The sequence below is a fragment of the Rhizobium esperanzae genome (assembly GCF_002204185.1).
GTDB lineage: Bacteria > Pseudomonadota > Alphaproteobacteria > Rhizobiales > Rhizobiaceae > Rhizobium > Rhizobium esperanzae.
The window spans coordinates 1-23,536 of sequence record NZ_MXPU01000016.1 but is presented as its reverse complement, the minus strand read 5'-3'; the positions used below and the strand labels follow the sequence as shown (position 1 = coordinate 23,536).

Genomic DNA, 23,536 nt, shown 5'->3' with positions numbered 1-23,536 from the left:
TGAAAGAGCTACAGATGGTATCCAACGGAAAGAAACTGATCGCCGTGTTCGGTGCGACGGGCAACCAGGGCGGCGGCGTTGTGCGGGCCCTGAAGACGAGCGGCCAGTTCAATGTGCGCGCGCTCTCGCGCGACCCGGGCAAGTACAAGGGCGTCGCAGACGAAGTCGTCGCGGCAGATCTGGACCGGCCGGAGACGATTGCAGCGGCCCTCGACGGCGTGCACGGCGTCTTTCTCGTCACCAACTTCTGGCAAGACGGCATCGACGAGATCAAGCAGGCAACAGCGGCAATTCAGGCCGCGAAAGCTGCAGGCGTCAACCATCTCATCTGGTCGACCCTTCCAAACGTCGAGGCGATCAGCGGCGGCAAGTTCGACGTTCCCCAATTCACCGGGAAGGCTAAGGTTGACTCGTTTGTGAAGAATGCCGGATTTCCACGGCACACCTTTGTCATACCGCCCGCCTACTATCAGAACTTCGCGGGACCATACGGTCCGCAAGTGCAGCAGGATGGAAGCTTGGGTTGGACGCTGCCTATCGATCCGACGGTACGTTGCCTTCACGCTGGCGACATCAACGAACTGGGCAACATCGTGGCTGGTGCATTCGCACATCCGGAAGAAACTGGCAACGGCGCGTATCTTCCGCTGGTCGGCGCCTTCATGAGCTTCAATGAACTCGTAGACACATTGAACCAGTTGGGCCACAAGGTCTCGTTCACCCAGGTTCCTCGGGAGGTGTACGCAGGCTTCTTCCCCGGGGCTGACGCGTTAGGTGATACGCTGGCCTACTACGAGACCTACACCTATCTTGGACCGGGCTCACACGACAATCAAATCTCGCTCGCGAACAGGGTAGCAGGCAAGATGCCGACTACATTTGCATCATGGGCTCGGGACAATTTCCGGCTCGGCGCAGCTTCCGCTTGAACATCACGCCACTTAAAATCAGGCACCAGAGCATTTCTGAACCGCGCGTCTGCGCGGTGAATGGTCTCTCCTGCCTACCCCACCCTCGGTCATGCTCGGCCTTGAGCCGAGCATCCACGCCGCATCCACCGGCAGTCGTGGCATGGATCCCAGACTCAAGGCCTGGGATGACGGAGAGCGTGGTTGGCGTTCTTGCCAATCTCGCCGGCCGCGTACAGAGACATACCGCTGCTGGCGTTACATTCGGCCGGCACTTATTACGGCCTCGCTTGCGAGAGCGCGGTAACGGGCAGCGGATAATTCGCTTACCCTCTCCACCCCTCCAGCAACACCACCTTTTCCACCCCGGCAAACCGCGCCACCCGCTCCAGTTCCGCTTCCAGCTTCTCCAGCCTTCCGGCCGACGGCTTGACGCCCGGTTCCAGCCACAGCCGCCTGACATCGAGCGTCGATTTCTTCCGGTCCGCCTTCATATCGATGCGGCCGATCAGCCTGTCGCCTTCGAGCAGCGGGAAGACGTAATAGCCATATTCGCGCTTGGCTTCCGGCACGAAGACCTCGATGCGGTAGAAGAAGCCGAACAGGCGTTCGGTGCGGTTGCGGTCGCGGATCATCGGGTCGAAAGGGCTGAGGACGCGGATGCGCGGCGGGGCGTCCGGATGGCTGTCTAGCGTCGAGAGGAAATCGGCAAAGGCCCAGGACGGCCGCGCCTTGGCCCCGAGCGCCGGCTCGACCAGCACTTCGGTCAGCTCATCGCGATGGGCTGATATCCAGGCCTTGGCTTCCTCAGGCGAGACAAGGTTCCAGAAGGCTGCGATTTCGCCATGCGTGGCAAAGCCGAGGCGGGTGAGCGCGCTGCGGCAGGCCCAGTCGACGAAGTCTTCGCGGCTGACCTCCGGCTCGCGGAATTCGGCCGGGATGACGCGCTCAGTCAGATCATAGATCTTCTGGAAATTCGAGCGGCCGGCGATGGCGAACTTGCCGGTGTGCCAGAAATATTCGAGCGCCGTCTTGTTCGGATGCCAGTTCCACCAACCGCCGGAAACATGACCATCGGCCTTGACGTCGCGAGCCAGCATCGCGCCGTCGCGCCGCACACGCTCATAGGTCTCCTCGAAAGCCGCCTCGAAACCCTCGCCGCGCCATTTGCGCCAGCGCTCCACGAGGACCTTCTCCTGATGGCGGAACTTGTGCTTCCAATAGACGAAGAAGGCGCTGGGCAGGATCGAGGCATCGTGCGTCCAGTGCTCGAACAGCGCGCGTTCCTTTTCGAGCAGTGCCTTCAGATGCTCGCGCCGATAGGTCTGGTTGCGGGAAAACAGGATCTGATGATGCGCCCGCTCCACCGTCTGGATACTGTCCACCTGGACGAAGCCGAGATCGTGGATCAACTGCAGCAGGCCGGCCCTGGTCAAGGCGCGGTTCGGCGGGGCACTGAGGCCCTGCTTGGCGAGGAAGACCCGGCGGGCGTCGGCATTGGAGAGCAGATTCGTCATGGATGCATCATACCGCGGAAAATCTTCCTAGCCACCCGATATCGACAGCGAGATTTGCTCTTTCACCGAGGAGGGTCAACCGTATAGAAGGAGCGCTGTCAGGTTGGCGCCGATTTCTGCCCCTCACCCTAGCCCTCTCCCCGTTCTGACGGGGAAAGGGGACGTGCCCCATGAGAGGCAACTGGGGACGGAGAGGTCGCGGCATATCCCCTTCGCGCCGTTTACGGGGAGAAGGTGGCGGCAGCCGGATGAGGGGCTGTTTCGTAAATCTCCCCAATATAAGGCGCTCAAGCGTCGCATGATGTTGACCTCCTGTGTCACGTCACCGAATGCAAGGTAGTTGGTTTGAACATTCAATTCGAAAGTGCGGGTGTCAGTTTCGGAGCGCGGGTGGCGCTGGAGCCGCTGACGCTCGCCATCACCGGCAAACGCATCGGCGTCATCGGGCTGAACGGCTCGGGCAAGACCACCTTTGCGCGGCTGATCAACGGGTTGACCAAGCCGACCACCGGCCGCGTCATCGTCAACGGCCGCGATACGGCCGACGAGAAGACGGTTGTCACCGATGTCGGCTTCATCTTTCAGTCGCCGCAGAACCAGATCATCCTGCCGATCGTCAAGGACGACATTGCCTTCGGGCTAAAGCGGCGCGGCCTCAGCAAGGCGGAGATCGAGGCAAGGGTCGAGGAGGTGCTGGCCCGCTTCGGCGCCGAGGCGCTGGCCGATCGCCGAGCGCACGAGCTTTCCGGCGGCGAGCTGCAGGTGGCCGCGCTCTGCTCGGTGCTGGCGACCGGCCCGGGCATTCTCATCCTCGACGAGCCGACCAACCAGCTCGACATCAAAAACCGCGCGCTGGTCGAGAGGATCATCGCCGGACTGCCGGAAAGCGCCATCGTCATCACCCACGACCTCGAGCTGATCGCCGGTTTCGAGCGGGTGCTCGTGTTTCACGAGGGTCGGCTCGCCGCCGATGCGCCGGCGGCCGAAGCCATCGCCCGCTACAGGGAGATCGCCGCCTGATGCAATCGCTCTACGTCGAAGGCAACAGCCGCATGCACCGGCTCTCGCCGCGGGCAAAGCTCCTGTCGCTGACGGCCTTCGCCATCCTGCTGTTCATCAGCCACAATCTGCTTCTGCTCTCGGGCGCCGTGCTGGTGGCGGCGGTTCTCTACGGTACGGTCGGCCTGCCGATCGGCGAGGCGTTGCTACGGCTGCGGCCGATCTTCCTGACGATTGCGGTTGTCGCCCTCTTCAACCTCATCTTCAACCCTTGGCAGGCGGCACTCGTGCCGGTGCTGCGACTGACGGCGCTGATGCTTCTCGCCGCCAGCGTGACGGCGACGACGACCATTACCGAGTTCATCGACGAGGTGACGGCGCTCGCCCGCCCGCTCGAACGCACCGGCCGGGTCCAGGCCGACGATATCGGCCTCGCGCTCGGCCTGGTGCTGCGTTTCGTTCCAGAGATCGTCAACCGCTATCAGGCGATCCGCGAGGCGCACAAAGCTCGCGGGCTGAAGGTCCGGCCGACGAGCCTGCTTGCGCCGCTCATCATTCTGACGCTCAGGGATGCGGATAATGTCGCCGCTGCGATTGACGCGCGCCGCATTCGGCGGCATGGAAGTTAACGATTTCTTAATACGGAGTTCATGATGAGCACCCGCGACCTCGTCCTTACCGCCCTCTTTGCCGCGATCATCGTGGCGCTCGGCCTGCTGCCGCCGATTTCGCTCGGCTTCATTCCGGTGCCGATCACCGCCCAGTCGCTCGGCGTCATGATGGCCGGCGTCGTGCTCGGCGCCCGGCGCGGCGCGATCGCCGTGCTGATCGTGCTGCTCTTGGTCGCGATTGGCCTGCCGGTGCTTTCCGGCGGCCGCGGGGGTCTGGCGATCTTCGCCTCGCCGACAGCAGGCTTCCTCGTCGGCTGGATCTTCGGCGCCTTCGTCACCGGCTATCTCAGCGAGCGGCTGGTCAACCACGGGCAGTCCGGTCTGGTGCAGACAGTGAGCTTCTTCCTCGCCGCCATGATCGGCGGCATCGTCGTGCTCTACGCCTTCGGCATCACCTATCTCGCAACGGTCGCAGGCCTCGGCTTCACGAAAGCCTTCGTCGGCTCGATGGCCTTCATTCCGGGCGATGTGATCAAGGCCGTCGTCGCTGCCCTCCTCGGTCGCGCCGTCATGGTCGGTTATCCCCTGCTGCCGGCGCGCGCTTGAGCGCGTAACGGCCGACTTGCTGAGCATACCGACAATGGCCGCCTTCCGCGCCAAGGCGGCCATTCTGCGTTGAAGGAAGTCGCGTGGATGCGCGTGTCAAGCCCGACCAGGACGGAGGGTGGGGTAAACTTCAAGGCAAGAACCGAGACGGGGAAATCGGACGTCATTACGCCTCCGGCCTACCTTCTCCTCGATTCTCCCTAAGCCCGAGACTCCTTCGCCTGAAATCCGGCGGCGCGCTGCCCAAGCCGGTCGAGGAACTCTCGCAGCACCCTGCGGATCGGCGGCTCTCCCCATTTGCACACCGCAAGTGACATTGCGCAAACAATCGCGACGGCAAGAACCAGCGCCGGGAGCGGCGCCAATCCCAGAGCAGTCAGCCAGTCGAGAAGTTGGACGCCGATGGCGAAATGCAGGAGATAGAGCGGGTAGGTCATCGAGCCGAGGGTCTTCACCGATTGAAGGAAGGAGGCCGGCAGGCGACTGATTCGCTTGCTGTATCCGACGCTTGCAACGATCGACGCCAGCCCCGCTGCCCAGATTGCGATCGCGGGAAATGACGAGAAGGCATGGCCCGCTGCGGCGAGCGTACGGTCGCTGGTGTTCTCGCCTGCCATGTAGATCTGAACAGCCCCCGTCGCCAGGGCGCAGAGGAAACCCAGCCAGGAAATTCGGTTCATCCGACCCTGAGACAGCAGCCATATGTAGATGCCGATAGCGAATTGGCAGCCATAATAGAAGGGAATGGCCCGCCAGGCGGTCTCGGTGAATATGGCCGGGATGCCTGCATCGGGAAAGGCGTATAACAGCGCAATGAATGCCGTGCTGGCCAACGACAGGCCGAGCGCCAGGGCGGGCATCCTCGTCTTTTGCCGGGTCGCGCACATGATGAAGACGATGGCATAGAAACAGATCTCGCATGCCAGGGTCCAATATTGGCCGTCTATCCATGGCCCGCCGGGATAGAGCGTGATCGAGCGCAGATAATTCCAGAGGATGCGCCTGTTGACGTCTTGCGTCGCGATGATGGTGAGCGTCAGCGATGCACAGATCCATACCGCCGGATAGAGCCGCAGAATGCGCCCTTTGAGAAAGGACACGGCGCTGGCGGAAGCGGCGGAGTTAACGATGACGAAGCCCGATATGACGAAGAACAATTCGACGCCGACCCAGCCGGGTTGGGCGATGTTCTCGATCTCGGGCATTGGATACGGTCGGAGATATAAAGGCGAAGCCCAGGAAGCAAATCCAAGATGAAATACGGTCACCATGAGCGCGCATACAAATCGCAGTGCGTCGATCCCGTAAATATACGGGCTTCCAGCCGCAGACTTTGCCATATTGATTGTCTCCAACACCTTCGCCCCAGCGCCGACCCGACTGAGATAGGGCACATGTTTGCTGCGACGACCCCAAAATTGAATTGCGTGCCGGATTCGCTCGTCTATCAGCCCGTCAGATCAGTTCTGCAATCTCCGCGCGGGTCTGAGATTCCGGGCTTGTAGTGTTGTTCGGGCAACAAAAAACCGCCTTGAGGCGGTCGGGGGATTCTATCGATTTCCGTTTGATCTAGTCTCCTCCACCTCCGTCCCCGCCACCTCCGTCGCCGCCATCGCAGCCCCCGTCATCAGAGACCTCGATCCCAATTCCGCCATCGCCACCTGAATCCGGACTGCGCCTGGTGTTTGCGGTGGTCTGGGTGGTTGTCCCTGCTCTTACCGCCGTGAGGGCAAAGGCCAGGACACCAGCGACGAGCATGGTCGTCAGAAGATAAGAATCCAATCAGTTTCCTTTCGTTTGCTTCAGGAAATCTTGTTTCCTGACAAAAAGTGTAGACTATTCTTTGGTTTTCGCAATGGCCTCAATATGAAAGTTTCATGACTTGCTGGAAAACCTCTCCTTGTCACTTGAGGCCCTCCTCTGCGCTGCCGAAGTTTACAGCGCAGAGTATTTTGTCTGGACTGCGGCCGTCACGCGGCGGTTCTTCGGGGAAAGAGGACGGCTTGCGGGGCGGCTTTGACCCCATCCACGATCAACGGATCCCGATAGAGGCGAGGAGACGGTATTCCGAGCCTGGCATGCAGCACTGCGGCCGAGCCCGGCAGGAACGGCAGGAGGCAACGGGCAATGATGGCGAGGCCGTATACCTGTTCCGCCAGGCTGGCGCCAAGACGGGCAGCGGCCGCCGTTCGGCCTTCCGGAGTTTTGCCGGCGAGACGGATCGACCCATGAAAAGACCGCCTCGAGGGCGGTCGCTGGTGCATTATGGACGCACGAAACCCGCCACGCTATGAGCGCGGCATCATCATCACGAAAGTGCTGATCACGGTTTTGTCCATGCACTTTTCCTAGCATCAAGGGCCGTTTCGAACAAGCGCGCACCTTGATCCGCGTTTGTGCCGATCGCTCCTCCCGAGCATTTCGCCTTCAGCGTCCATCTCCGCACGGTTCTACCGCAGTCCAACGGCTTGGCATTCCTTCATGAACCATTCCGCGAAACGACGCACCGGCTTCTTCGCCGAGGAGCTGGTGATCAGGTAATATCCCTGGGTCTCGGCCGTGGAGATATCCGAAAGCACGACGAGGTCGCCGCGTTCGATCTCTCGCCGAAACACCTCGACAGGACATAGAGCGATCCCATGGCCGGCGATCACTGCCGTGGCAAGGATGTTGAAGTCCTGAAAGATCGGCCCGCGGATCGGCGCGGCTGGCTTTATCTCGGCCTTGCGGAACCATTCTCTCCAGCCGTCCATGGATTCGTCATGCAGGAGGTCGGCCGTGGCAAAGGGAACGTTCTCGATAGCCCAATTCCGCTTTGCCAGATAATGGACGCTCGCCACCGGCTGGTTGCGCCGGGAGAATAGCAGCCTGCTCTCCCGCCCTTCCGACAGGTCTTCCCCCATGGTGATGAGAACATCCAGGCTTTCGTCATCGAAGCGTTCTTCCGCTCTTGCATAGACGATCCTGACGTCAAGGTCGGGATCACTCTCCCGGAAAGACGGAAGCGCGGGAACCAGCCAGCGCGACGCGATCGAAGGAATGCAGCCGACGGTGATCGAGCGCATATTGTGGTCTCGGCGCATATTGCCCGTTGCGTGGGCGATGGCTGCCAATGAGCCGGAGACGGCCAGATAATATTCGGCACCTGCTGGCGTTAGCGCAACGCCGCGTCCGGATTTTTGGAGCAGCTTGCGCCCCAGCCACGTCTCCAGATGTTTGATTTGGTGGCTGATCGCGGCGTGGGTCACATGCAGCTCGTCTCCGGCTTTTGACAGGCTCATCAGCCGGGCTGTCGCTTCGAAGGCCCTCAATGCGTTCAGCGGCGGCAGCTGCATATGTTTGGATTCCATGAGAGCCGGGATCGACTCCTTTGCCCACATCAAACCCAGGAGAAAACACGTAAATTATCCTAACAGTTTGCGCAATTTAGATCATTTGAACGAAGCGTAGATTTCAGGCCCTAATGGATCATGGAGATCGAACCATCTCCGCCATTTTCGAGGAGAAGAACATGTTTGTGAGAAGCCTGAAAGACGTGGAGCAGACCGAGCGTTTCGTCGATTGGGGCAATGGCACGAGCCATCGTCTGCTGACGCGGGATGACGGCATGGGGTTTACGGTCTGCCACACTGTCGTTCGCGCCAACACGCAAGCGCTGCTGCAGTACCGCAACCATCTGGAAGCCTGCTATTGCATTCAGGGAGAAGGCGAAGTCGAGGATATGGATGGCAATGTCTTTCCCATCCGCGTCGGCGACATCTACGTTCTCGACCAACATGATCGCCATTATTTGCGGGGTGGCAAGGACGAGGATCTCATCCTGGTCAGCATCTTCAATCCGCCGCTAAAGGGGACGGAGCGTCACGATCTGAACAACAGCAGCGGTTCGGAATATTGAGGCTGGCGATCCCGCACACGGATGAAGACCGGGCTTGCGCCTCGAGAATTCACCGCATCAGCAGCGACACCAGGCGGACCCGGGAATTGACCCCGAGCTTGGCATAGATGTTTCTCAGGTGGGTTCTGACGGTCTCGTAGCTGATATCGTCGGCCATCGCCACTTCTCTGGGCGATTGCCCCGATACAATGCTCGACGCGATCCTGATTTCCGTTGCCGTCAGCTTATAAAGCTGCATCAGCAAATCGCGCCGCTCGTTGAGCGGCGTCGCCACCATCGGCTCGACGATCACCGCCACGGTCGGCCCCTCCAGGAACTCTATGAATGTATCGGAGTGTAGCCGGAAGAGGGTGATGCGATAATTGTCCTGGTTCCCGCCCTTGACGATTGCCGTGTGCGGTTTGGTCTGCACACCGGTTCTGGAGGTCAGGAATTCGAGAACCGAAGCCGTCTTCTCGCATTGAAGTGCGAGCGTGCCGTCCGCGGCGATCCGAGCAGGCACGCCGGCGGCCAACAATGCCTCTGCGCTTTTATTCCAGCGACGGGCTTTTCGTTGCTCCGAGACATAGATCAATCCGACGCCGATGCTGTCGAACAGGGTCTGCGCTACCTGCTCGTGCGGCGCGAAGAGATCGCGCTTGCGGATGAAATCGAAGGCCCTCTTCAGATGCGGCGCGAGCTGCGTGTAAAGCTTGGCCGCCTCGCTGTTGAGATCGGGGTCGGCTGACGACGTCGAGGTCGACAGGATGAAGGTGCGGTTTTCCTCGCGAATGATCGAGACGCCAATGCTCGTCTCGCATCCGGCCTGCCGCTTCAGCCAGTCATTGTAAAATTCCGATCTGATCAGCTCCGCGCGCGGAACGATCTCGTCGCCGCAGATGCCCTGGCCAACCGGCACGAGATCCAGTTTCGGAATCCAGGGATTGACCGAGCCAAAGTGGCTGGTGAACTGATCGATCTCGGACTGCGAAAATCCTGACATGAAGGGAACATGGGCAACCGAAGAGGCCAGGTCATGGTAGTGAAGCGCGGCCTTGCCGCCCGGCGACGTCTGTGCAAGGCGATCCAGGAAATCCTGCCAGCTGCACTCTCCGAAGAGACTTCCATAAATCATATCGATCAGAATAGATGAGGCGTCCGTCGATTGAATCATCATCAAATTTCAACATCGCAGAATGAAAGCATCTTCGAATATTGAATAGCCTCGCCTTCGCAATTGCAACAAAATTCGAATTAACGACATCTTCTCTATTTCGTGAAGCGATCAATACTACAACCACAGCACGTTATAGCTCCGCCGGCATTAGATCTTTGCGGTTGACGCCTTCGACCTCAGCTTGGAACTCGGAATGCCTCTCCCACCGTGTCAATGCTTTGACCGCCGCGGGCAATGGCCCACGGCGGAAGCGAGGGGTTCACCGGCTCCTCGTCAAACCAGCCCCGGCACGACGAACACCAGCCAGGCGACGATCGGGCCGATGATGGCAATCAGTGCGCTGTAGATCAGCAGCTGTTTGAGGACCTGCTCCCGCCTTTCATCCGGCGCATTGGCAACCACCAGCGCACCATTGGTGGAGAATGGGCTGGTATCGACGATCGTCGTCGAGATGGCGATGGCGGCGACGACGCCGATGGCGCTGACATGGCCCTGCATGAGGAAGGGGACGGCCAGCGGGATGATGGCGCCGAGCAGCGCGGTCGAGGATGCGAAGGCCGAGACGATGGCGCCGGTGAAGCAAAGCAGGAGCGCCACCAGCAGCGGCATGCCCAGGCTGGATATGCCGTTCGCCACGTAATCGACGGTACCCGCCTTCTCCATGACGCCGACATAGGTGATGATGCCTGCTATCAGCAGCACGGTCGACCAGCTGACCTTGTCGATTGCCGCCTTCTGGGTTTTCGGCGACAGCAGCGCGAGGGCGACGGCGACGGTCATGGCGACGAGGCCGACATTGAACTTGAAAACCAGGGCGCCGATGCCGAGCGCCGTTAGGCCGATCAGGGTGGTAATTCTCTCATTGTTCAGACGCAGTGTCGCAGCGGTATCGGCCGCCGTGCCGTAGGCATGCTCCCGGATCGGCTTTGCCGGCGTGCCGCCGTGGCCCCTGATCGACGCCGACACGCCCTCGGGATGCAGTTCGGGCAAGGGGCCAGGTGATGTTGCCGGCGCGTGCTTCATGACTTTTGCGCCGCCGAAGGCGAAGAAGACCAGCACCGCGATCGCGAGGTTGAAGAAGAAGCTCGAGAGAAACAGCGAGGTCGGCGCGAAAGGCAGGCCGGCCTTGGCGACGATCTGGTTGGTGATGCCGCCATAGATGCTGATCGGCGAAAAGCCGCCCGCCTGCGCGCCGTGGATCACCATCAGCCCCATCATGACCGGGTGAATGCGGTACTGGATGGCAAAGCTCAAGGCGACCGGCGCGAGAATGGCGACCGCAGCCGGCCCAAGCGCGCCGAAACCGGTAATCACGGCGGCGACGAGGAACATCACCCAGGGGATCAGGCCGATGCGTCCACGCACCAGGCGCACGGCGCATTCGACCAGCCAGTCGATGGTGCCGTTGATCTGCGCGATGGCGAAGAGGTAGGTGACAGCGACCAGCGTCAGGAACAGATCGCTCGGGAAGCCGGCAAAAATATCGGTGGTCTTCATCCCGATGGTCATCGAGCCGAGCACGAAGGCGCCGGCAAAGGCGAGCGCGCCCATGTTGATCGGCTGGATCGTCGCAACGATGAACATAGCGATGAGCAGGCCTATGGCCAGTATTTCAATACCCATGATTCCCCTCCCTCCGACGCCTCCAGCGCCGTGGTTGCTGTTTGCGATATCGATGCGGATACCCGCTCGCCCTCCTCCCAGAGGGCGGCCGTCTTACGTTCCGGTGTAGAGATCGGCGTATTGCTGCCGCAGGATGTTCTTCTGGACCTTGCCCATCGCATTGCGCGGCAGGTCCTCGGCGAAGATGATGCGTTTGGGCTGTTTATAGCGGGCGAGACGATCCTGCAGGGCACTGACAATGCTCTTTTCATCCAGCGCCGCGCCGGGCTTGCGCACCACGACGGCCGTCACGCCTTCCCCGAAATCGGGATGCGGCACGCCGATCACGGCGCTCTCGACCACGCCCTCGATCCGGTCGATCTCGCTCTCGACCTCTTTCGGATAGATGTTGTAGCCACCTGAGATCACCAGGTCCTTGCCGCGGCCGACAATATGCACATAGCCGTCGCTGTCGATCTTGCCGAGATCGCCGCTGATGAAGAAGCCGTCGCCGGTGAATTCGGCCGCGGTCTTTTCCGGCATGCGCCAATAACCCTTGAAGACATTCGGCCCCTTGATCTCGATCATGCCGGTCTGTTCCGGCGGCAGCACTTGCCCCGTGGCGGGATCGGTGACGCGCACCGTCACATCGGGCAGCGGCAAGCCGACCGTTCCGGCAATCCGTTTTCCGTCGTAAGGATTGGAGGTGTTCATATTGGTTTCGGTCATGCCGTAACGCTCGAGAATCGCGTGACCGGTCCGGGCCTGGAACTCGGTGTGTGTTTCAGCAAGCAGCGGCGCCGAGCCTGAGATAAAGAGGCGGATGTTGGCTGCCGCCTCCTTGCCGAAGCGCGGGCTTTGCAGGAGGCGCACGTAGAAGGTCGGCACGCCCATCAGCATCGTTGCCTGCGGCATCAGGGAAATGACCTCGTCGGCGTCGAATTTCGACAGCAGGAACATCGAGGCGCCGGCGAGCAGCGTCACGTTGGTGGCGACGAACAGCCCATGCGTATGGAAGATAGGCAAGGCATGGATCAGCCGGTCTTCGGCGGTAACGCGCCAGTAGTCCCGCAAGGTCAGGGCGTTCGACAGCAGATTGCCATGGGTGAGCATCGCCCCTTTGGAGCGTCCCGTCGTTCCCGAGGTGTAGAGGATCGCGGCCAGATCATCGGCGGAGCGCGAAGCGTCGACAAAGTCGGCCGGCTCGTCGCGCGCCAGATCGAGCAACGAGCCGCTGCCATCGGCGTCGAGCGTTTCGACGATCGCGCCGTGACGTTTGGCGATCGTCTCGACGCCTTCGCGAGCGCCCGAGGCAACGACCACCAGACGCGGCTCGGCGTCGCCGATGAAGTAATCGAGCTCGGCCAGCGTATAGGCGGTGTTGAGCGGCAGGTAGACGGCGCCGCTTCGAACACAGGCGAGATAGAGGATCAATGCCTCGGCGCTTTTTTCGACCTGCACCGCAACCCGGTCGCCGGGTCGAATGCCGAGCGTGTCCATCGCGCCGGCAATGCGGCCGGAAAGAGCGAAGGCGTCGCCATAGCTCCATGTCTGCCCGCTGCCGGTCCGCATGAACGGTGCGTCAGCGGGCGCAGCCGCCCGCATGGCGTCGAAAAGATGGTTGCTCACTTTCGCCCTCCTCCAAGCGTGGAATTCATCAGTTGCGCGAATGCTCGAGAACCTTGCTGGCCATTGCCGCCACGGCGGCCTTCGTCGCTCTGGCTGAGCATGCTTTTGACGGCGGGCGAGGCGATGACTTCGCCGCGCTGCGCCAAGGCCTCGTGGTTGGCCACGATGTCGTCGAGCTTGTAGAGATAGTTGACCATCAGACCGTGCGCCTGCTGGAGCGCCTTGGGCGAGCGGTCGCCGAGAAAATTCACCCTTTCGAGCCGGGCGCCGTTGCCGAGATGGAAGCGGGCGACGGCATCGACGGGGCGGCCCTCCGGTGTGCGTTCGGTCAGGAAGTAGCGGGCCGCAAGCGGCAGCAGCACGCGCTTCACTTCTTCGGCGCTGCTCTCGCTGCCCGGCCAGTTCGGATCGTCGAGCATGGTCAGTGTTTCCAACGCCGCTTGGGATAGGGACCGATCGCCGGTCGCGCGCACCTTGGCGAGCCAGCGGGCAAAGCCCGGGACGGGCGACAGCGTCACGAAATTCTTGAGGCCCGGCAGATCCTTGCGCAGATCTTCGACGACCTGCTTGATCAGGAAATTGCCGAAGGAGATGCCGCGCAAGCCGTCCTGACAGTTGGAGATCGAATAGAAGACGGCCGTCGTCGCCTCGTCGGCATTGATCTGCTCCCTCCCCTCGTCGAGCACATCTGCGATCGCCTTCGGCACGGATCGGGTGAGCGCTACCTCGACGAAGACCAGCGGCTCGTCGGCCAGTCGAGGGTGAAAAAAGGCAAAGCAGCGACGGTCGGCCGGCGCCAGACGACGGCGCAACTCCTCCCAGCCAGCGATCTCGTGCACGGCCTCGTATTCGATGATCTTTTCGAGAATATAGGCCGGCGTCGTCCAGTCTATGGGCCGCAGCGTCAGAAAGCCGCGATTGAACCAGGAACCGAACAGATGCGTGAAGTCGGCGTCCACCGCGTGATAGGCTTCGGATCGGTTTTCGGAAGCAAGCAGCTGCTGACGCATCCGCACCAGCCTGGCGGTGCCGTTCGGCGCATGGTTCAACCGGCGCAGCAGTTCCTGGCGCCGCGGCTCGGCTGCCCGGTGGAGCGCAATGACCGCGGCGGAGCTCTTGTCCGTGCGGTAATTTTCAATCGCTTGGTCGAGCTTGCTTGCATCAGGCCCGAATTTCTCATGAAGCATATGAAAGAATTTCTGCGCATCCTCGCTCTCGAGCGCGCCCCAGCGATCGAGTATTTCGGCAGCAAGGGCTATGCCAGATGCTTCACCCCGGCTCGACAGGAGCATTTCACAGAGGGTCTGAAGATCGGCTTTGGCGGCGGCCTGCGTGTTGCGTGAGCCGGAAAACAAAAGCTGGCGACCGTGATCCGTGATGCTTTGCAGCATGTCGGTGAAGAAAGAAGCCTCGGGCATGCCATTCTCCTCTCTTTCGAAGACGCCGCTCGATGCAGCCATCGGACATCGCTTCCCATCGCCGGGCTTCGCCGGTAGTATGTAGATTGTCATCTTTCGTACACGAGATCAATATTTGTGTATACAAGAATGACGTCTATGTATGAAGGATGTGAGACAAATGTCCGAGAATGTCGGCCGGTGGCTTCGGGATGAGATTGAAAATGCGATACTTTCCTACGAATTCGCCCCCGGCGAACGGCTTGACGAAACCGTGCTTGCCAACCGGTTCGGCGTATCGCGAACGCCGGTGCGCGAAGCGCTGATGCAGCTTGACGCCATCGGGCTGATCGAAATCCGTCCGCGCCGGGGCGCCGTCGTGATCGATCCGGGGCCGCACCGCATTTACGAGATGTTCGAGGTGATGGCCGAGCTCGAGGGGCTGGCGGGATCGCTCGCCGCCCGCCGGCTGGACAAGGCCTCCCACGAGGCGATCGCCGCCACTCACAGCCGCTGCGAACAATCCGCCGCCGCCGGTGACAGCGATGCCTACTATTACGACAATGAGGAGTTCCATAAGGCCATCTACGCCGCCAGCCGCAGCGATTTCCTGCAGGAGCAATGCGCGCAATTGCATCGACGCCTTCGGCCCTATCGCCGTCTGCAACTGCGCGTGCGCAACCGCCTGTCGACGTCCTTCTTAGAACATTGCGCCATCGTCGACGCGATCTTTGCCGGAGACGGAGATGAAGCCCGCCGCCTGCTGCGAACCCATGTCGGCATTCAGGGAGAAAGGTTCAGCGATCTGGTCGCAAGCATGGCTGCCAGATAAAGTTGCTCTAATCTAAAAACCTGTAAAGCCAGTCGCGCGTTTCCTCCGGCAGCGAGACCGGCTGCTGATCCTCGCCGCTGCGGGCCTGCCAGATGATTTCCACCTCGGCGGCGCGCTCCTCGCCGGTGTCGATCGAAACGAGGAAGCCGATGGAACGCACGCCGATCTTGTCGACGGCGGCGGTAAAAAGGGCCGGCTCGTCGTAATGCAGCGGGCGGTGGAGAACGCAGGTAATCTTGCTGGCGTTATAGACCGGTTCGTCCTCGACCTCGGGCCGCGCCGACCAGAAGCTCGCAATGACGGATTCGGCATAGGAAATATAGGAAGCCAGGAACATCCGGCCGGTCATATCGACATCGCGAAACGGCACATGTATTTCCGTCACACCCGGGCGTTTCGACTGACTCATCAACAACTCTGCCTGCAAAATTCCCCGTTAACGACAGTAGCACGTGGTTTTTCGAAGTAAACGGCTGAGATGACACGAATTTATAATGCCGCCGGCGAGATGGTGCCGCGGGAGCACTTGTTGAAATCGGCGGGCAATGCCCCATCTGCTGTGGATCATGACAGAAGCGGCCGATAGAGTGTCTCCATGAGCACCCGTCTTTATGAACACCCGATCTTCCTGGAACATGTGACGCCTTCCGGCCATCCCGAGCGGTCGGACCGGATCCGCGCCATCAATGTGGCGCTGGAACATCCGAATTTCGAACGGCTGGAGCGCCGGCAGGCGCCTGAGGCTAGCGAGGATGCGGTGCTGCTCGCGCATCCGGAGGAGCATCTGACCGCCGTGATGCGGGAGATCCCGGAGGAGGACGATCGGATCAACCAGCTGGAAGCCGATACCTATGCCAGCGTCAAGAGCCTGCAGGCGGCGCTGACAGGCATCGGCGGGGCGATGGCGGCGGTGGACGACGTCTTTTCCGGCGCCGCCGACAATGTCTTCGTCGCCGCCCGGCCACCCGGGCACCATGCCGAAAAATCGACGGCGATGGGTTTCTGCTTCTTCAACAATGCGGCGATCGCGGCCCGCCATGCGCAGAAGCGGCATGGCGCCGAGCGCGTCGCGATTGTCGATTGGGACGTGCATCACGGCAACGGCACCCAGGATATCTTCTGGGACGACCCCTCGGTACTGTTCTGTTCGACGCATCAGATGCCGCTCTATCCCGGCAGCGGCGCCAAGGATGAGAAGGGCAAGCACAACACCATCGTCAACGCGCCGCTTTCGCCGAATGTCGGCAGCGACCATTTTCGCGAGGCGTTCAAATCGCGCGTGCTGCCGGCGCTTGATGATTTCCGACCGGATCTCATCATCATCTCCGCCGGTTTCGACGCGCATCACCGCGATCCGCTGGCGCAGATCAACCTGACCGGCGAGGATTTCGATTGGGCGACCGGCCGCGTCCTGGAACTGGCCGACCGGCACGCGAAGAACCGGGTCGTCAGCCTGCTCGAAGGCGGCTATGATCTGGAAGGGCTCGCCGAATCGGCGGGCATGCATATTCTGCGAATGATGAAGGGTTGAGAATGACTGACAGCGCCAAGCCGGAAGTGGCCGGCCTTTCCTTCGAAAAGGCGGTCGCCGAACTCGAAAGCATCGTCGCCCGGCTGGAACGCGGTGACGTGGCGCTGGATGAATCGATCGAGATCTACGAGCGCGGCGAAGCGCTGAAGAAACATTGCGAGACACTGCTTTCGGCCGCCGAAAACCGCATCGAAAAGATCCGGCTTGACCGCGCCGGCAAGCCGCAGGGCGTCGAGCCGCTGGATGGCGCCTGAGCGGGTCGAAGCAGCCTTTCGAAGGCGCTTGTAGATCGGCTTGCGACCGATCTATGATCCCCCAGAACCATGAGGGGACGGACAAATGACGGACAGATTGAAGGGCAAGGTCGCCATCATTTCGGGCGGCGCCACCGGCATGGGAGGTGCTGCCTCGAAGCTGTTTGCGGCCGAAGGCGCGCGTGTCGCAATCATCGACCGCAATGGCCAGGCGGCGGCCGAGACCGTCAAGGCAATCCGCGATGCCGGCGGTGAGGCCGACCACTGGACGGCCGATGTTTCGGATGAAGGAGCCGTCAATGCTGCCGTCACCGGCGTCGAGGAGCGCTACGGCGCAGCGACCGTGCTCTTCAACCATGCCGGCACCATCGTCATCAAACCCTTCCTGGAAACGACGCTTCAGGAGTGGGACTGGCTGCACGCCGTCAATGTGCGTTCGATGTTCCTGATGACCAAGGCCGTGCTGCCGAAGATGATTGCCGCCGGCGGCGGCTCGATCGTCTGCACCTCGTCGATCTCGGCGGTAGCCGCCACGCCGATGGAAGTGCTTTACGACACCACCAAGGGCGCCGTGCATATGTTTGCCCGGGCGATTGCGGTGGAATTCCGCGATCGCAACATCCGCTGCAACGCCGTCTGCCCTGGCTTCATCCGCACGCCGCACGGGTTGCGGGAGGTGGCCGACCTGCAGGCGCTCGGCGTCGACGTCTCGGACGCCGCCATTGCCGCCCAGCAGGGGCGGATCGGCGAGCCCGAGGATGTGGCGCGGGCCGCCCTTTATCTCGCCAGCGACGAGTCGAACTTCGTCAACGGCGCCCACCTCTTCGTCGATAACGGCTTCACCGCGATCTGAGCGGGTGCCCTGCGAAACGCGTTTCATTGGCGCGCGGAACTCCAGGCACTATCTTTCGTGGATGTTTTGAGATCGGAGATCCGCATGTCCTTCTTTCCCGGCAAAGATCCCCTGCCCGGCGATGCCTTCGCCTGTGACGCGATCGAGAATCTGATCATTCCGCGCACCAGCGATATCGGCGGCTTTCAGGTGCGGCGCGCCCTGCCGACAAGGCAGCGGCGGCTGGTCGGGCCGTTCATCTTCTTCGACCGCATGGGACCGGCGATCCTGAAGCCCAACGAGGCGCTCGACGTCAAGCCGCATCCGCATATCGGCCTGTCGACCGTCACCTATCTCTTCGACGGTGAGATCCGCCATCGCGACAGCCTCGGTACCGAAAAGGTTATTCGCCCCGGCGACATCAACCTGATGACGGCGGGCCGCGGCATCGTGCATTCCGAGCGCACGCCCGACAATCTGCGCGGCCACCCGCTGTTGATGTCGGGGCTGCAGACCTGGCTGGCGCTGCCCGACGACAAGGAGGAGATCGATCCTTCCTTCGCCCATACGCAAAAGACAGAGATGCCGCTGATCGAAACATCAGGCGTGCGCGGGCGGGTCGTCATCGGCTCGTTCGAAGGCATGACATCGCCGGTCGGCACCTTCTCCGACACGCTCTATGTCGATCTCAACCTACAACCCGGCGTGCGCTTTCCCTTCGGCGCCGGCCATGAGGAGCGCGCCGTCTATGTGCTCTCCGGCGAGGTCGTCATATCGGGCGACCGTTTCGCCGCCGATCAGCTGCTGGTCTTCCGGCCGGGCGATCCGATCACACTCGAAGCCGGCAGCGACGGCTGTCACCTGATGCTCTTCGGCGGCGCGGCGCTGAACTCGAAGCGCTATATCTGGTGGAATTTCGTCTCCTCGTCGAAGGAACGGATCGAAAAGGCCAAGGAGGAATGGCGCACTGGCCGCTTCGATATCGTTCCCGGCGACGAAGAGGAATTCGTGCCGCTGCCGGAAGGGTGACGGCGGCGATGCAGCGCCGCCGGCAACGTGCGAACGTCAACCCGCCGCAAAATAGCGCGTCAGCGCACCCTTCGTGCGATTGATGTAGCCGTCCTGCCAGCTGTCGTCGACGTTCAGAAAGCCCGACCAGCCTTTCTTGCCCTGCCGCTTCAGCTCCGCCTCGACGGCACGGAAACGGTAGTGATCGTAGACGTCGAGGATGTGGACGGCATAGGCTTCGGCAAGCGCCCGGTCGCCTTTGACGATCAACATGTTCTCGTCATTGGCGTAAGAGGCCTTGAAGCCGAGATTGTGGCTGCCGAGGACGACGACGCAGTCCTCCGACAAGGGATCGATCACCAGCACCTTGTCGTGAATGATGGCGCCGACTTTCTTGGCCGTCAGCTCCTCCGCACCGAAATCCGCCAGCAGCTGGCGGTCGTCGATGCGCGAGGCGCGGACGATCGAGACATTGGCCTCGTCGAACGTATGGGGCGAGACGGCGTCGACATCGTCGTCCTCATCGTCGGGGTCGTTCTTCTTGCCGGCGACGTAATTGGGCATGGCCTGCGGGCTGGAAACGGCGCCGGTGACGATCAGCTTCTGATCCTTGAGGCCGATATCGATCGCCTCGCCGACGATGCAATCCCTGCCTGACTGGCCGGGATAGAAGGCGAGAAACAGCACGGCGTGCTCGGCACGGCGCATCAGCCGGTAGATTTCACGCAGGTCGGGCGGCGTCGCCTTGCCCTTCTTGCGGCTCTGCATGTTCGGCGAAAACCATGCTTCGATCGAAGCGCCATTGCCGGTCGGGATGAGCCAAGGCGTTTCGTTCGAGTGCCGGAACGCCTTGCTCTGCTGGTTGTCGGGCATGCCGTCGTCGAATTCGACCGGCGCTTCCAGCGTCGCATTGTCTTCCAGCATCCGCTCCCAATAGGAAACATAGGCCGCGGCGACCGCATCGTTACTGACGATCAGCGCATTGTTGGACTGGCCGGCAAGGCCGGTGGCCGTCCAGTTGGTGCTGCCGGTGAACACGCTGCGATCGCCACCACCCGGCGGGATGTGTACGACGAATTTGTTGTGGCCGATCTGGCTCGAATTGTTGAACATACGGTGGTGAATCTCGACGCCGGCGTCGATCAGCGCCGTGCGTGCGTGGGCATTGCGCACATCCCAGTCATCTCCGACTTTTCCCGTATTGGCGAGGATGATACGCAGCTTGTCCTTGTTGGCAAGCAGCAGGTCGAGCAGTTCCAGGTCCTCCAGCTCATAGAGGGCGACAAGGAAGCGGCCGGGCGCATTCATGAAGTCCCTGAGCATCGGGATGACATCGCCGGCAAGATATTTGCGGATGCCGTTTTCCGGATTGGAGATCATGTCGATCAGCTCGTTCGGCTGCTTGACACCGTCTTCCAGCAGAACGTTGCGCAACCATTGCGCGGCAAGGATGCCGTTGGTGAAGCTGGATTCGAACTGGCCGCGCTTACGCGTCACGTGCACAGGATTGGAGGAGACGGCCGGCCCGAGATAACCGAGCGGCCGCGGCGGCCCTTCATAGGCCTTGACCGCGATTTTCTCAAAGCTGCCGTTCTTCTCGATCGGCTTGCCCTTGTCGTCCCGCTGTTGATCTCGACCGTCTGAGGCGTCGGATCGGGCGCGGCCTGCATGCCCGGTTTCAGGTTGCCGAGCGGGCGGATTTCATAGCGCACGCGGACCTCGTCCGGCCGCCGTTTCATTTCGTTGCGCCGCTTGCGCAACGTCAGGTCGCGCCAGGAGAACTTCTGCACCGGCCAGAGCGAGGTGGTTTGCGGCAGCCAGTGCGGATTGCGCTGTCCCTTGAAGGCGACCCAGGCGGCGCAGGTCACACGGTCCTCGCTGCCATCAAGCTTTTTCGCCACGTTTCCCTGCTCGTCGAGATAAACGCGGACGACTTCGAACCCGAGGCATCCCTCGATCTTGGCATCGATGTCCCAGGCCACATAGGCGACCTCGTTGTTGACATAGGCATGCGCTGCAACAATCGTTCCCATGATCTGTCCCCCAGCCAGTGCGGCAACAGTGCTACCATTCCGTGTCATATTCAAGCTGCTCGCCGGCTTTCCGCGCGTTCGCTCGGCTGGGCAAATCAGGCGAATGCAACTCACAGAAATAGAAAGTGATATCTTCCGAAACCGCTCACACTTTTTTCCGCCATGCTCTAAGGTGAAAACCTTCGGTTCCTGAAATGCACTTGTTTTGCCCCGATCTAATCGAATAAAGCGAAACGAGGAAAAGCAAGAAAGAGCGCCCGCCCGTGACACAACTGCCGAAGACCCCCCTGCTCGACCAGGTCGTCTATCCCGCCGACCTGCGCAAGCTCGAGGATCGCGAGCTGCCGCAGCTTGCCCGCGAGGTCCGGGACGAAATGATCGATGCGGTGTCGCGCACCGGCGGTCATCTCGGCGCCGGTCTCGGCGTGGTCGAGCTGACAATCGCCATCCACAGCGTCTTCGATACGCCCAATGACCGGCTGATCTTCGATGTCGGCCACCAGTGCTATCCGCACAAGATCCTCACCGGCCGGCGCGACCGCATCCGCACACTGCGCCAGGAAAACGGGCTTTCCGGCTTCACCCGCCGGGCCGAAAGCGAATATGATCCCTTCGGGGCGGCGCATTCCTCGACCTCGATCTCGGCCGGCCTCGGCATGGCGATCGCCGCCGATCTCGAGAAGACCGACCGCCGCGTCATCGCCGTCATCGGCGACGGTGCAATGTCGGCCGGCATGGCCTATGAGGCGCTGAACAATGCGGGCGCGCTCGACGCACGCCTCATCGTCATCCTCAACGACAACGACATGTCGATCGCGCCGCCGACCGGCGCAATGAGCGCCTATCTCGCCCGCCTCGCCTCCGGGCGCACCTATATGGGCTTCCGCGACTTCGGCAAGAAACTGACGGCCTATCTCGGCAAGAATATCGACCGGGCGATCACCCGCGCCGTCGAGCATGCCCGCGGCTACGTCACCGGCGGCACCATGTTCGAGGAGATGGGCTTCTATCATATCGGGCCGATCGACGGCCATTCCTTCGACCATCTGCTGCCGGTGCTGCGCAACGTGCGCGACAATGCGCGCGGCCCGGTGCTGATCCATGTCGTCACCCAGAAAGGCAAGGGCTATCCGCCGGCGGAAGCCGCGGCCGACAAATATCACGGTGTCAACAAGTTCGACGTCATTACCGGCGCGCAGGCGCGGGTCAAGCCGAATGCGCCGAGCTATACCAGCGTCTTTGCCGAAGCGCTGGTGCAGGAAGCTGCCCTCGACGACAAGATCGTCGGCATCACCGCCGCCATGCCGAACGGCACCGGCCTCGACAAACTCGCCGAAGCCTTTCCGTCGCGCTGCTTCGATGTCGGCATCGCCGAGCAGCATGCGGTGACCTTCGCCGCCGGCCTGGCTGCGGAAGGCTACAAGCCGTTCGCCGCCCTCTATTCCACCTTTTTGCAGCGCGCCTATGACCAGGTCGTGCACGATGTGGCGATCCAGGGACTACCGGTGCGTTTCCCGATCGACCGCGCCGGCTTCGTCGGCGCCGATGGGCCGACCCATGCCGGCTCCTTCGACACCGCCTTCCTCGCCACCCTGCCAGGCTTCGTGGTGATGGCGGCAGCCGATGAGGCCGAACTCAAGCACATGGTGCGCACGGCCGCCGCCTATGATGCCGGCCCGATCTCATTCCGTTATCCACGCGGCGAAGGCGTTGGTGTCGACATGCCGGCGCGCGGCGAAATCCTGCAGATCGGCAAGGGCCGCATCGTCAAGGAAGGCGCCAAAGTGGCGCTGCTCTCCTTCGGCACCCGGCTTGCCGACTGTCTGCTTGCCGCCGAAGATCTCGATGCCGCCGGGCTTTCCACCACGGTTGCCGATGCGCGTTTCGCCAAGCCCCTCGACCACGAGCTGATCCGCCAGCTCGCCCGCCACCACGAAATGCTGATCACCGTCGAGGAAGGCTCCGTCGGCGGCTTCGGCAGCCAGGTGATGCAGTACCTTTCGGGCGAAGGCCTGCTCGACAACGGGCTGAAGATCCGCTCGCTCGTCATGCCCGATATCTGGATGGAACAGGCCAAGCCCGAAGCGATGAACGCCCATGCAGGGCTCGACCGCGCCGGGATCGTCTCGACCGTGTTCCGGGCGCTGGGCCGCGGGGTTGCGGTTGGGGTTGCTGGGTAAGTGACTTTGTGAGGGCGCGCCGTGTGGCCCCCTCATCCGCCCTACGGGCACCGACCGGGGTTGAGCCACGGGTCTCAACCCGTCCTTCGGACCCCCGAGGGGAGAAGAGGGAATCGAGACGTTGCGGCATATCTCTTCTCCCCTCGGGGAGAGCGACTGTCTTGTTTGTCAAGCGTTTTGCCATGGTCGTCCGTCCCTGATGATGGCATTGAGGATGGTGAGGAGCTTGCGCATGGTGGCGACGGTTGCGACGATCTTGGGCTTGCCTTGCGCGACCAGGCGGTCGCGGAAGGCCTTGAGGTCGGGATTGTAGCGGCTGGCGACGAGGGCGGCCATGAACAGCACGGCCCGCACCTTGCCGCGGCCGCCGCCGATGAAGCTCTTGCCCTTCCATTTGCCCGATTGCCGCGTCCAGGGGGCAAGCCCTGCCAGCGAAGCAATCTGGCGCCGATCGAGGCTGCCGAGTTCGGGCAGTTCGGCCAGTAGCGTGCGCGCCGTTGTCGGCCCGACACCCGGCACTGAGGTCAGCAGTTCCTCGCGCAC

At 61.8% G+C, this 23,536-nt stretch carries 20 protein-coding genes and 2 pseudogenes; 11 read left to right on the top strand and 11 right to left on the bottom strand.

The annotated features are described in order from the left end of the window. The first annotated feature begins 14 nt into the window (after positions 1 to 14). Positions 15 to 929 (top strand): NmrA/HSCARG family protein, encoded by a 915-nt coding sequence (locus tag B5E41_RS22035; protein WP_088396045.1) that lies wholly within the window; start codon positions 15 to 17, stop codon positions 927 to 929. A 305-nt stretch (positions 930 to 1,234) separates the two neighbouring features. Here B5E41_RS22035 and B5E41_RS22030 read toward each other — a convergent pair whose 3' ends face one another. Further along, a complete protein-coding gene (locus tag B5E41_RS22030) occupies positions 1,235 to 2,425 on the bottom strand; it encodes a winged helix-turn-helix domain-containing protein (protein ID WP_088396044.1) in 1,191 nt (396 codons plus the stop codon). A 345-nt stretch (positions 2,426 to 2,770) separates the two neighbouring features. On the opposite strand from B5E41_RS22030, the gene B5E41_RS22025 reads away from it, so the two are divergent. From B5E41_RS22025 to B5E41_RS22015, 3 genes are read left to right on the top strand one after another with little or no spacing between them, the layout of a single operon-like run. Continuing rightward, positions 2,771 to 3,445 (top strand): energy-coupling factor ABC transporter ATP-binding protein, encoded by a 675-nt coding sequence (locus B5E41_RS22025; protein ID WP_088396043.1) that lies wholly within the window; start codon positions 2,771 to 2,773, stop codon positions 3,443 to 3,445. Then, positions 3,445 to 4,053, top strand: a complete 609-nt coding sequence (locus B5E41_RS22020; RefSeq protein ID WP_088396042.1) for an energy-coupling factor transporter transmembrane component T family protein — start codon at positions 3,445 to 3,447, stop codon at positions 4,051 to 4,053. Before B5E41_RS22025 ends, B5E41_RS22020 begins: the two co-directional genes overlap by 1 nt. A 24-nt stretch (positions 4,054 to 4,077) precedes the next feature. After that, positions 4,078 to 4,641 carry a biotin transporter BioY gene (locus tag B5E41_RS22015; RefSeq protein WP_011424275.1) on the top strand — a complete coding sequence of 188 codons (564 nt, stop codon included), beginning with the start codon at positions 4,078 to 4,080 and terminating at the stop codon, positions 4,639 to 4,641. Between the two features lie 200 nt (positions 4,642 to 4,841). Here B5E41_RS22015 and B5E41_RS22010 read toward each other — a convergent pair whose 3' ends face one another. From B5E41_RS22010 to B5E41_RS22000, 3 genes and pseudogenes are all read right to left on the bottom strand, one after another. Next, a complete protein-coding gene (locus B5E41_RS22010) occupies positions 4,842 to 5,981 on the bottom strand; it encodes an acyltransferase family protein (protein WP_088396041.1) in 1,140 nt (379 codons plus the stop codon). Positions 5,982 to 6,611: 630 nt separating this feature from the next. Further along, positions 6,612 to 6,857, bottom strand: a pseudogene (locus B5E41_RS32345) (methionine--tRNA ligase); the annotation flags it as partial. A 234-nt stretch (positions 6,858 to 7,091) separates the two neighbouring features. Next, on the bottom strand, positions 7,092 to 7,976 hold the full coding sequence (locus B5E41_RS22000; protein WP_088396138.1) for a LysR substrate-binding domain-containing protein: 885 nt from the start codon (positions 7,974 to 7,976) through the stop codon (positions 7,092 to 7,094). 176 nt (positions 7,977 to 8,152) lie between these two features. Between B5E41_RS22000 and B5E41_RS21995 the strand changes: the two genes are divergently transcribed. Continuing rightward, complete coding sequence (locus tag B5E41_RS21995; protein ID WP_011424271.1) at positions 8,153 to 8,539, top strand: ectoine synthase; 387 nt, start codon at positions 8,153 to 8,155, stop codon at positions 8,537 to 8,539. Positions 8,540 to 8,588: 49 nt separating this feature from the next. Here the strand turns inward: B5E41_RS21995 and B5E41_RS21990 are convergent, their stop codons facing one another. The 4 genes from B5E41_RS21990 to B5E41_RS21975 form a co-directional block, all read right to left on the bottom strand. Then, positions 8,589 to 9,692, bottom strand: coding sequence for a helix-turn-helix transcriptional regulator (locus B5E41_RS21990; RefSeq protein ID WP_088396137.1), 1,104 nt, complete (start codon positions 9,690 to 9,692; stop codon positions 8,589 to 8,591). A gap of 276 nt (positions 9,693 to 9,968) precedes the next feature. Continuing rightward, a complete protein-coding gene (locus B5E41_RS21985) occupies positions 9,969 to 11,318 on the bottom strand; it encodes an SLC13 family permease (RefSeq protein WP_088396040.1) in 1,350 nt (449 codons plus the stop codon). 93 nt (positions 11,319 to 11,411) lie between these two features. Continuing rightward, on the bottom strand, positions 11,412 to 12,926 hold the full coding sequence (locus B5E41_RS21980; protein WP_088396039.1) for a malonate--CoA ligase: 1,515 nt from the start codon (positions 12,924 to 12,926) through the stop codon (positions 11,412 to 11,414). Further along, on the bottom strand, positions 12,923 to 14,344 hold the full coding sequence (locus tag B5E41_RS21975; protein WP_088396136.1) for a malonyl-CoA decarboxylase: 1,422 nt from the start codon (positions 14,342 to 14,344) through the stop codon (positions 12,923 to 12,925). Before B5E41_RS21975 ends, B5E41_RS21980 begins: the two co-directional genes overlap by 4 nt. Positions 14,345 to 14,504: 160 nt before the next feature. On the opposite strand from B5E41_RS21975, the gene B5E41_RS21970 reads away from it, so the two are divergent. Next, on the top strand, positions 14,505 to 15,155 hold the full coding sequence (locus B5E41_RS21970) for a GntR family transcriptional regulator (protein ID WP_088396038.1): 651 nt from the start codon (positions 14,505 to 14,507) through the stop codon (positions 15,153 to 15,155). Positions 15,156 to 15,162: 7 nt separating this feature from the next. Here the strand turns inward: B5E41_RS21970 and B5E41_RS21965 are convergent, their stop codons facing one another. Next, positions 15,163 to 15,564, bottom strand: a complete 402-nt coding sequence (locus tag B5E41_RS21965; RefSeq protein ID WP_088396037.1) for an acyl-CoA thioesterase — start codon at positions 15,562 to 15,564, stop codon at positions 15,163 to 15,165. A 186-nt stretch (positions 15,565 to 15,750) separates the two neighbouring features. On the opposite strand from B5E41_RS21965, the gene B5E41_RS21960 reads away from it, so the two are divergent. The 4 genes from B5E41_RS21960 (at position 15,751) to B5E41_RS21945 (ending at position 18,801) form a co-directional block, all read left to right on the top strand. After that, complete coding sequence (locus B5E41_RS21960) at positions 15,751 to 16,686, top strand: histone deacetylase family protein (protein WP_088396036.1); 936 nt, start codon at positions 15,751 to 15,753, stop codon at positions 16,684 to 16,686. Positions 16,687 to 16,688: 2 nt separating this feature from the next. Next, positions 16,689 to 16,940 carry an exodeoxyribonuclease VII small subunit gene (locus B5E41_RS21955; protein WP_012482899.1) on the top strand — a complete coding sequence of 84 codons (252 nt, stop codon included), beginning with the start codon at positions 16,689 to 16,691 and terminating at the stop codon, positions 16,938 to 16,940. Between the two features lie 85 nt (positions 16,941 to 17,025). Next, positions 17,026 to 17,793 carry an SDR family NAD(P)-dependent oxidoreductase gene (locus B5E41_RS21950; RefSeq protein ID WP_088396035.1) on the top strand — a complete coding sequence of 256 codons (768 nt, stop codon included), beginning with the start codon at positions 17,026 to 17,028 and terminating at the stop codon, positions 17,791 to 17,793. Positions 17,794 to 17,877: 84 nt separating this feature from the next. After that, on the top strand, positions 17,878 to 18,801 hold the full coding sequence (locus tag B5E41_RS21945; protein WP_077991009.1) for a pirin family protein: 924 nt from the start codon (positions 17,878 to 17,880) through the stop codon (positions 18,799 to 18,801). Between the two features lie 36 nt (positions 18,802 to 18,837). Here B5E41_RS21945 and B5E41_RS21940 read toward each other — a convergent pair. Beyond that, a pseudogene (locus tag B5E41_RS21940) lies at positions 18,838 to 20,813 on the bottom strand (phospholipase D-like domain-containing protein). A gap of 263 nt (positions 20,814 to 21,076) precedes the next feature. On the opposite strand from B5E41_RS21940, the gene dxs reads away from it, so the two are divergent. Next, positions 21,077 to 22,993: a 1-deoxy-D-xylulose-5-phosphate synthase gene (dxs, locus tag B5E41_RS21935; protein WP_088396034.1), complete on the top strand. Its 1,917-nt coding sequence runs from the start codon at positions 21,077 to 21,079 to the stop codon at positions 22,991 to 22,993. A 168-nt stretch (positions 22,994 to 23,161) separates the two neighbouring features. Here dxs and B5E41_RS21930 read toward each other — a convergent pair. Further along, positions 23,162 to 23,536: transposase (locus tag B5E41_RS21930; protein ID WP_141098796.1), on the bottom strand; the 375-nt coding region annotated here is incomplete at its 5' end.

What these genes read in the sequence shown, in the direction of transcription:
- B5E41_RS22000 (WP_088396138.1), bottom strand. Translation starts at nt 7,976, where the DNA reads ATGCAGCTGCCGCCGCTGAACGCATTGAGGGCCTTCGAAGCGACAGCC.
- B5E41_RS21990 (WP_088396137.1), bottom strand. Translation starts at nt 9,692, where the DNA reads ATGATTCAATCGACGGACGCCTCATCTATTCTGATCGATATGATTTAT.
- B5E41_RS21970 (WP_088396038.1), top strand. Translation starts at nt 14,505, where the DNA reads ATGTCCGAGAATGTCGGCCGGTGGCTTCGGGATGAGATTGAAAATGCG.
- B5E41_RS21945 (WP_077991009.1), top strand. Translation starts at nt 17,878, where the DNA reads ATGTCCTTCTTTCCCGGCAAAGATCCCCTGCCCGGCGATGCCTTCGCC.
- B5E41_RS22010 (WP_088396041.1), bottom strand. Translation starts at nt 5,981, where the DNA reads ATGGCAAAGTCTGCGGCTGGAAGCCCGTATATTTACGGGATCGACGCA.
- B5E41_RS21960 (WP_088396036.1), top strand. Translation starts at nt 15,751, where the DNA reads ATGAGCACCCGTCTTTATGAACACCCGATCTTCCTGGAACATGTGACG.
- B5E41_RS21955 (WP_012482899.1), top strand. Translation starts at nt 16,689, where the DNA reads ATGACTGACAGCGCCAAGCCGGAAGTGGCCGGCCTTTCCTTCGAAAAG.
- B5E41_RS21985 (WP_088396040.1), bottom strand. Translation starts at nt 11,318, where the DNA reads ATGGGTATTGAAATACTGGCCATAGGCCTGCTCATCGCTATGTTCATC.
- B5E41_RS22035 (WP_088396045.1), top strand. Translation starts at nt 15, where the DNA reads ATGGTATCCAACGGAAAGAAACTGATCGCCGTGTTCGGTGCGACGGGC.
- B5E41_RS21950 (WP_088396035.1), top strand. Translation starts at nt 17,026, where the DNA reads ATGACGGACAGATTGAAGGGCAAGGTCGCCATCATTTCGGGCGGCGCC.
- B5E41_RS22015 (WP_011424275.1), top strand. Translation starts at nt 4,078, where the DNA reads ATGAGCACCCGCGACCTCGTCCTTACCGCCCTCTTTGCCGCGATCATC.
- B5E41_RS22020 (WP_088396042.1), top strand. Translation starts at nt 3,445, where the DNA reads ATGCAATCGCTCTACGTCGAAGGCAACAGCCGCATGCACCGGCTCTCG.
- B5E41_RS22030 (WP_088396044.1), bottom strand. Translation starts at nt 2,425, where the DNA reads ATGACGAATCTGCTCTCCAATGCCGACGCCCGCCGGGTCTTCCTCGCC.
- B5E41_RS21995 (WP_011424271.1), top strand. Translation starts at nt 8,153, where the DNA reads ATGTTTGTGAGAAGCCTGAAAGACGTGGAGCAGACCGAGCGTTTCGTC.
- B5E41_RS21965 (WP_088396037.1), bottom strand. Translation starts at nt 15,564, where the DNA reads ATGAGTCAGTCGAAACGCCCGGGTGTGACGGAAATACATGTGCCGTTT.
- B5E41_RS21975 (WP_088396136.1), bottom strand. Translation starts at nt 14,344, where the DNA reads ATGCCCGAGGCTTCTTTCTTCACCGACATGCTGCAAAGCATCACGGAT.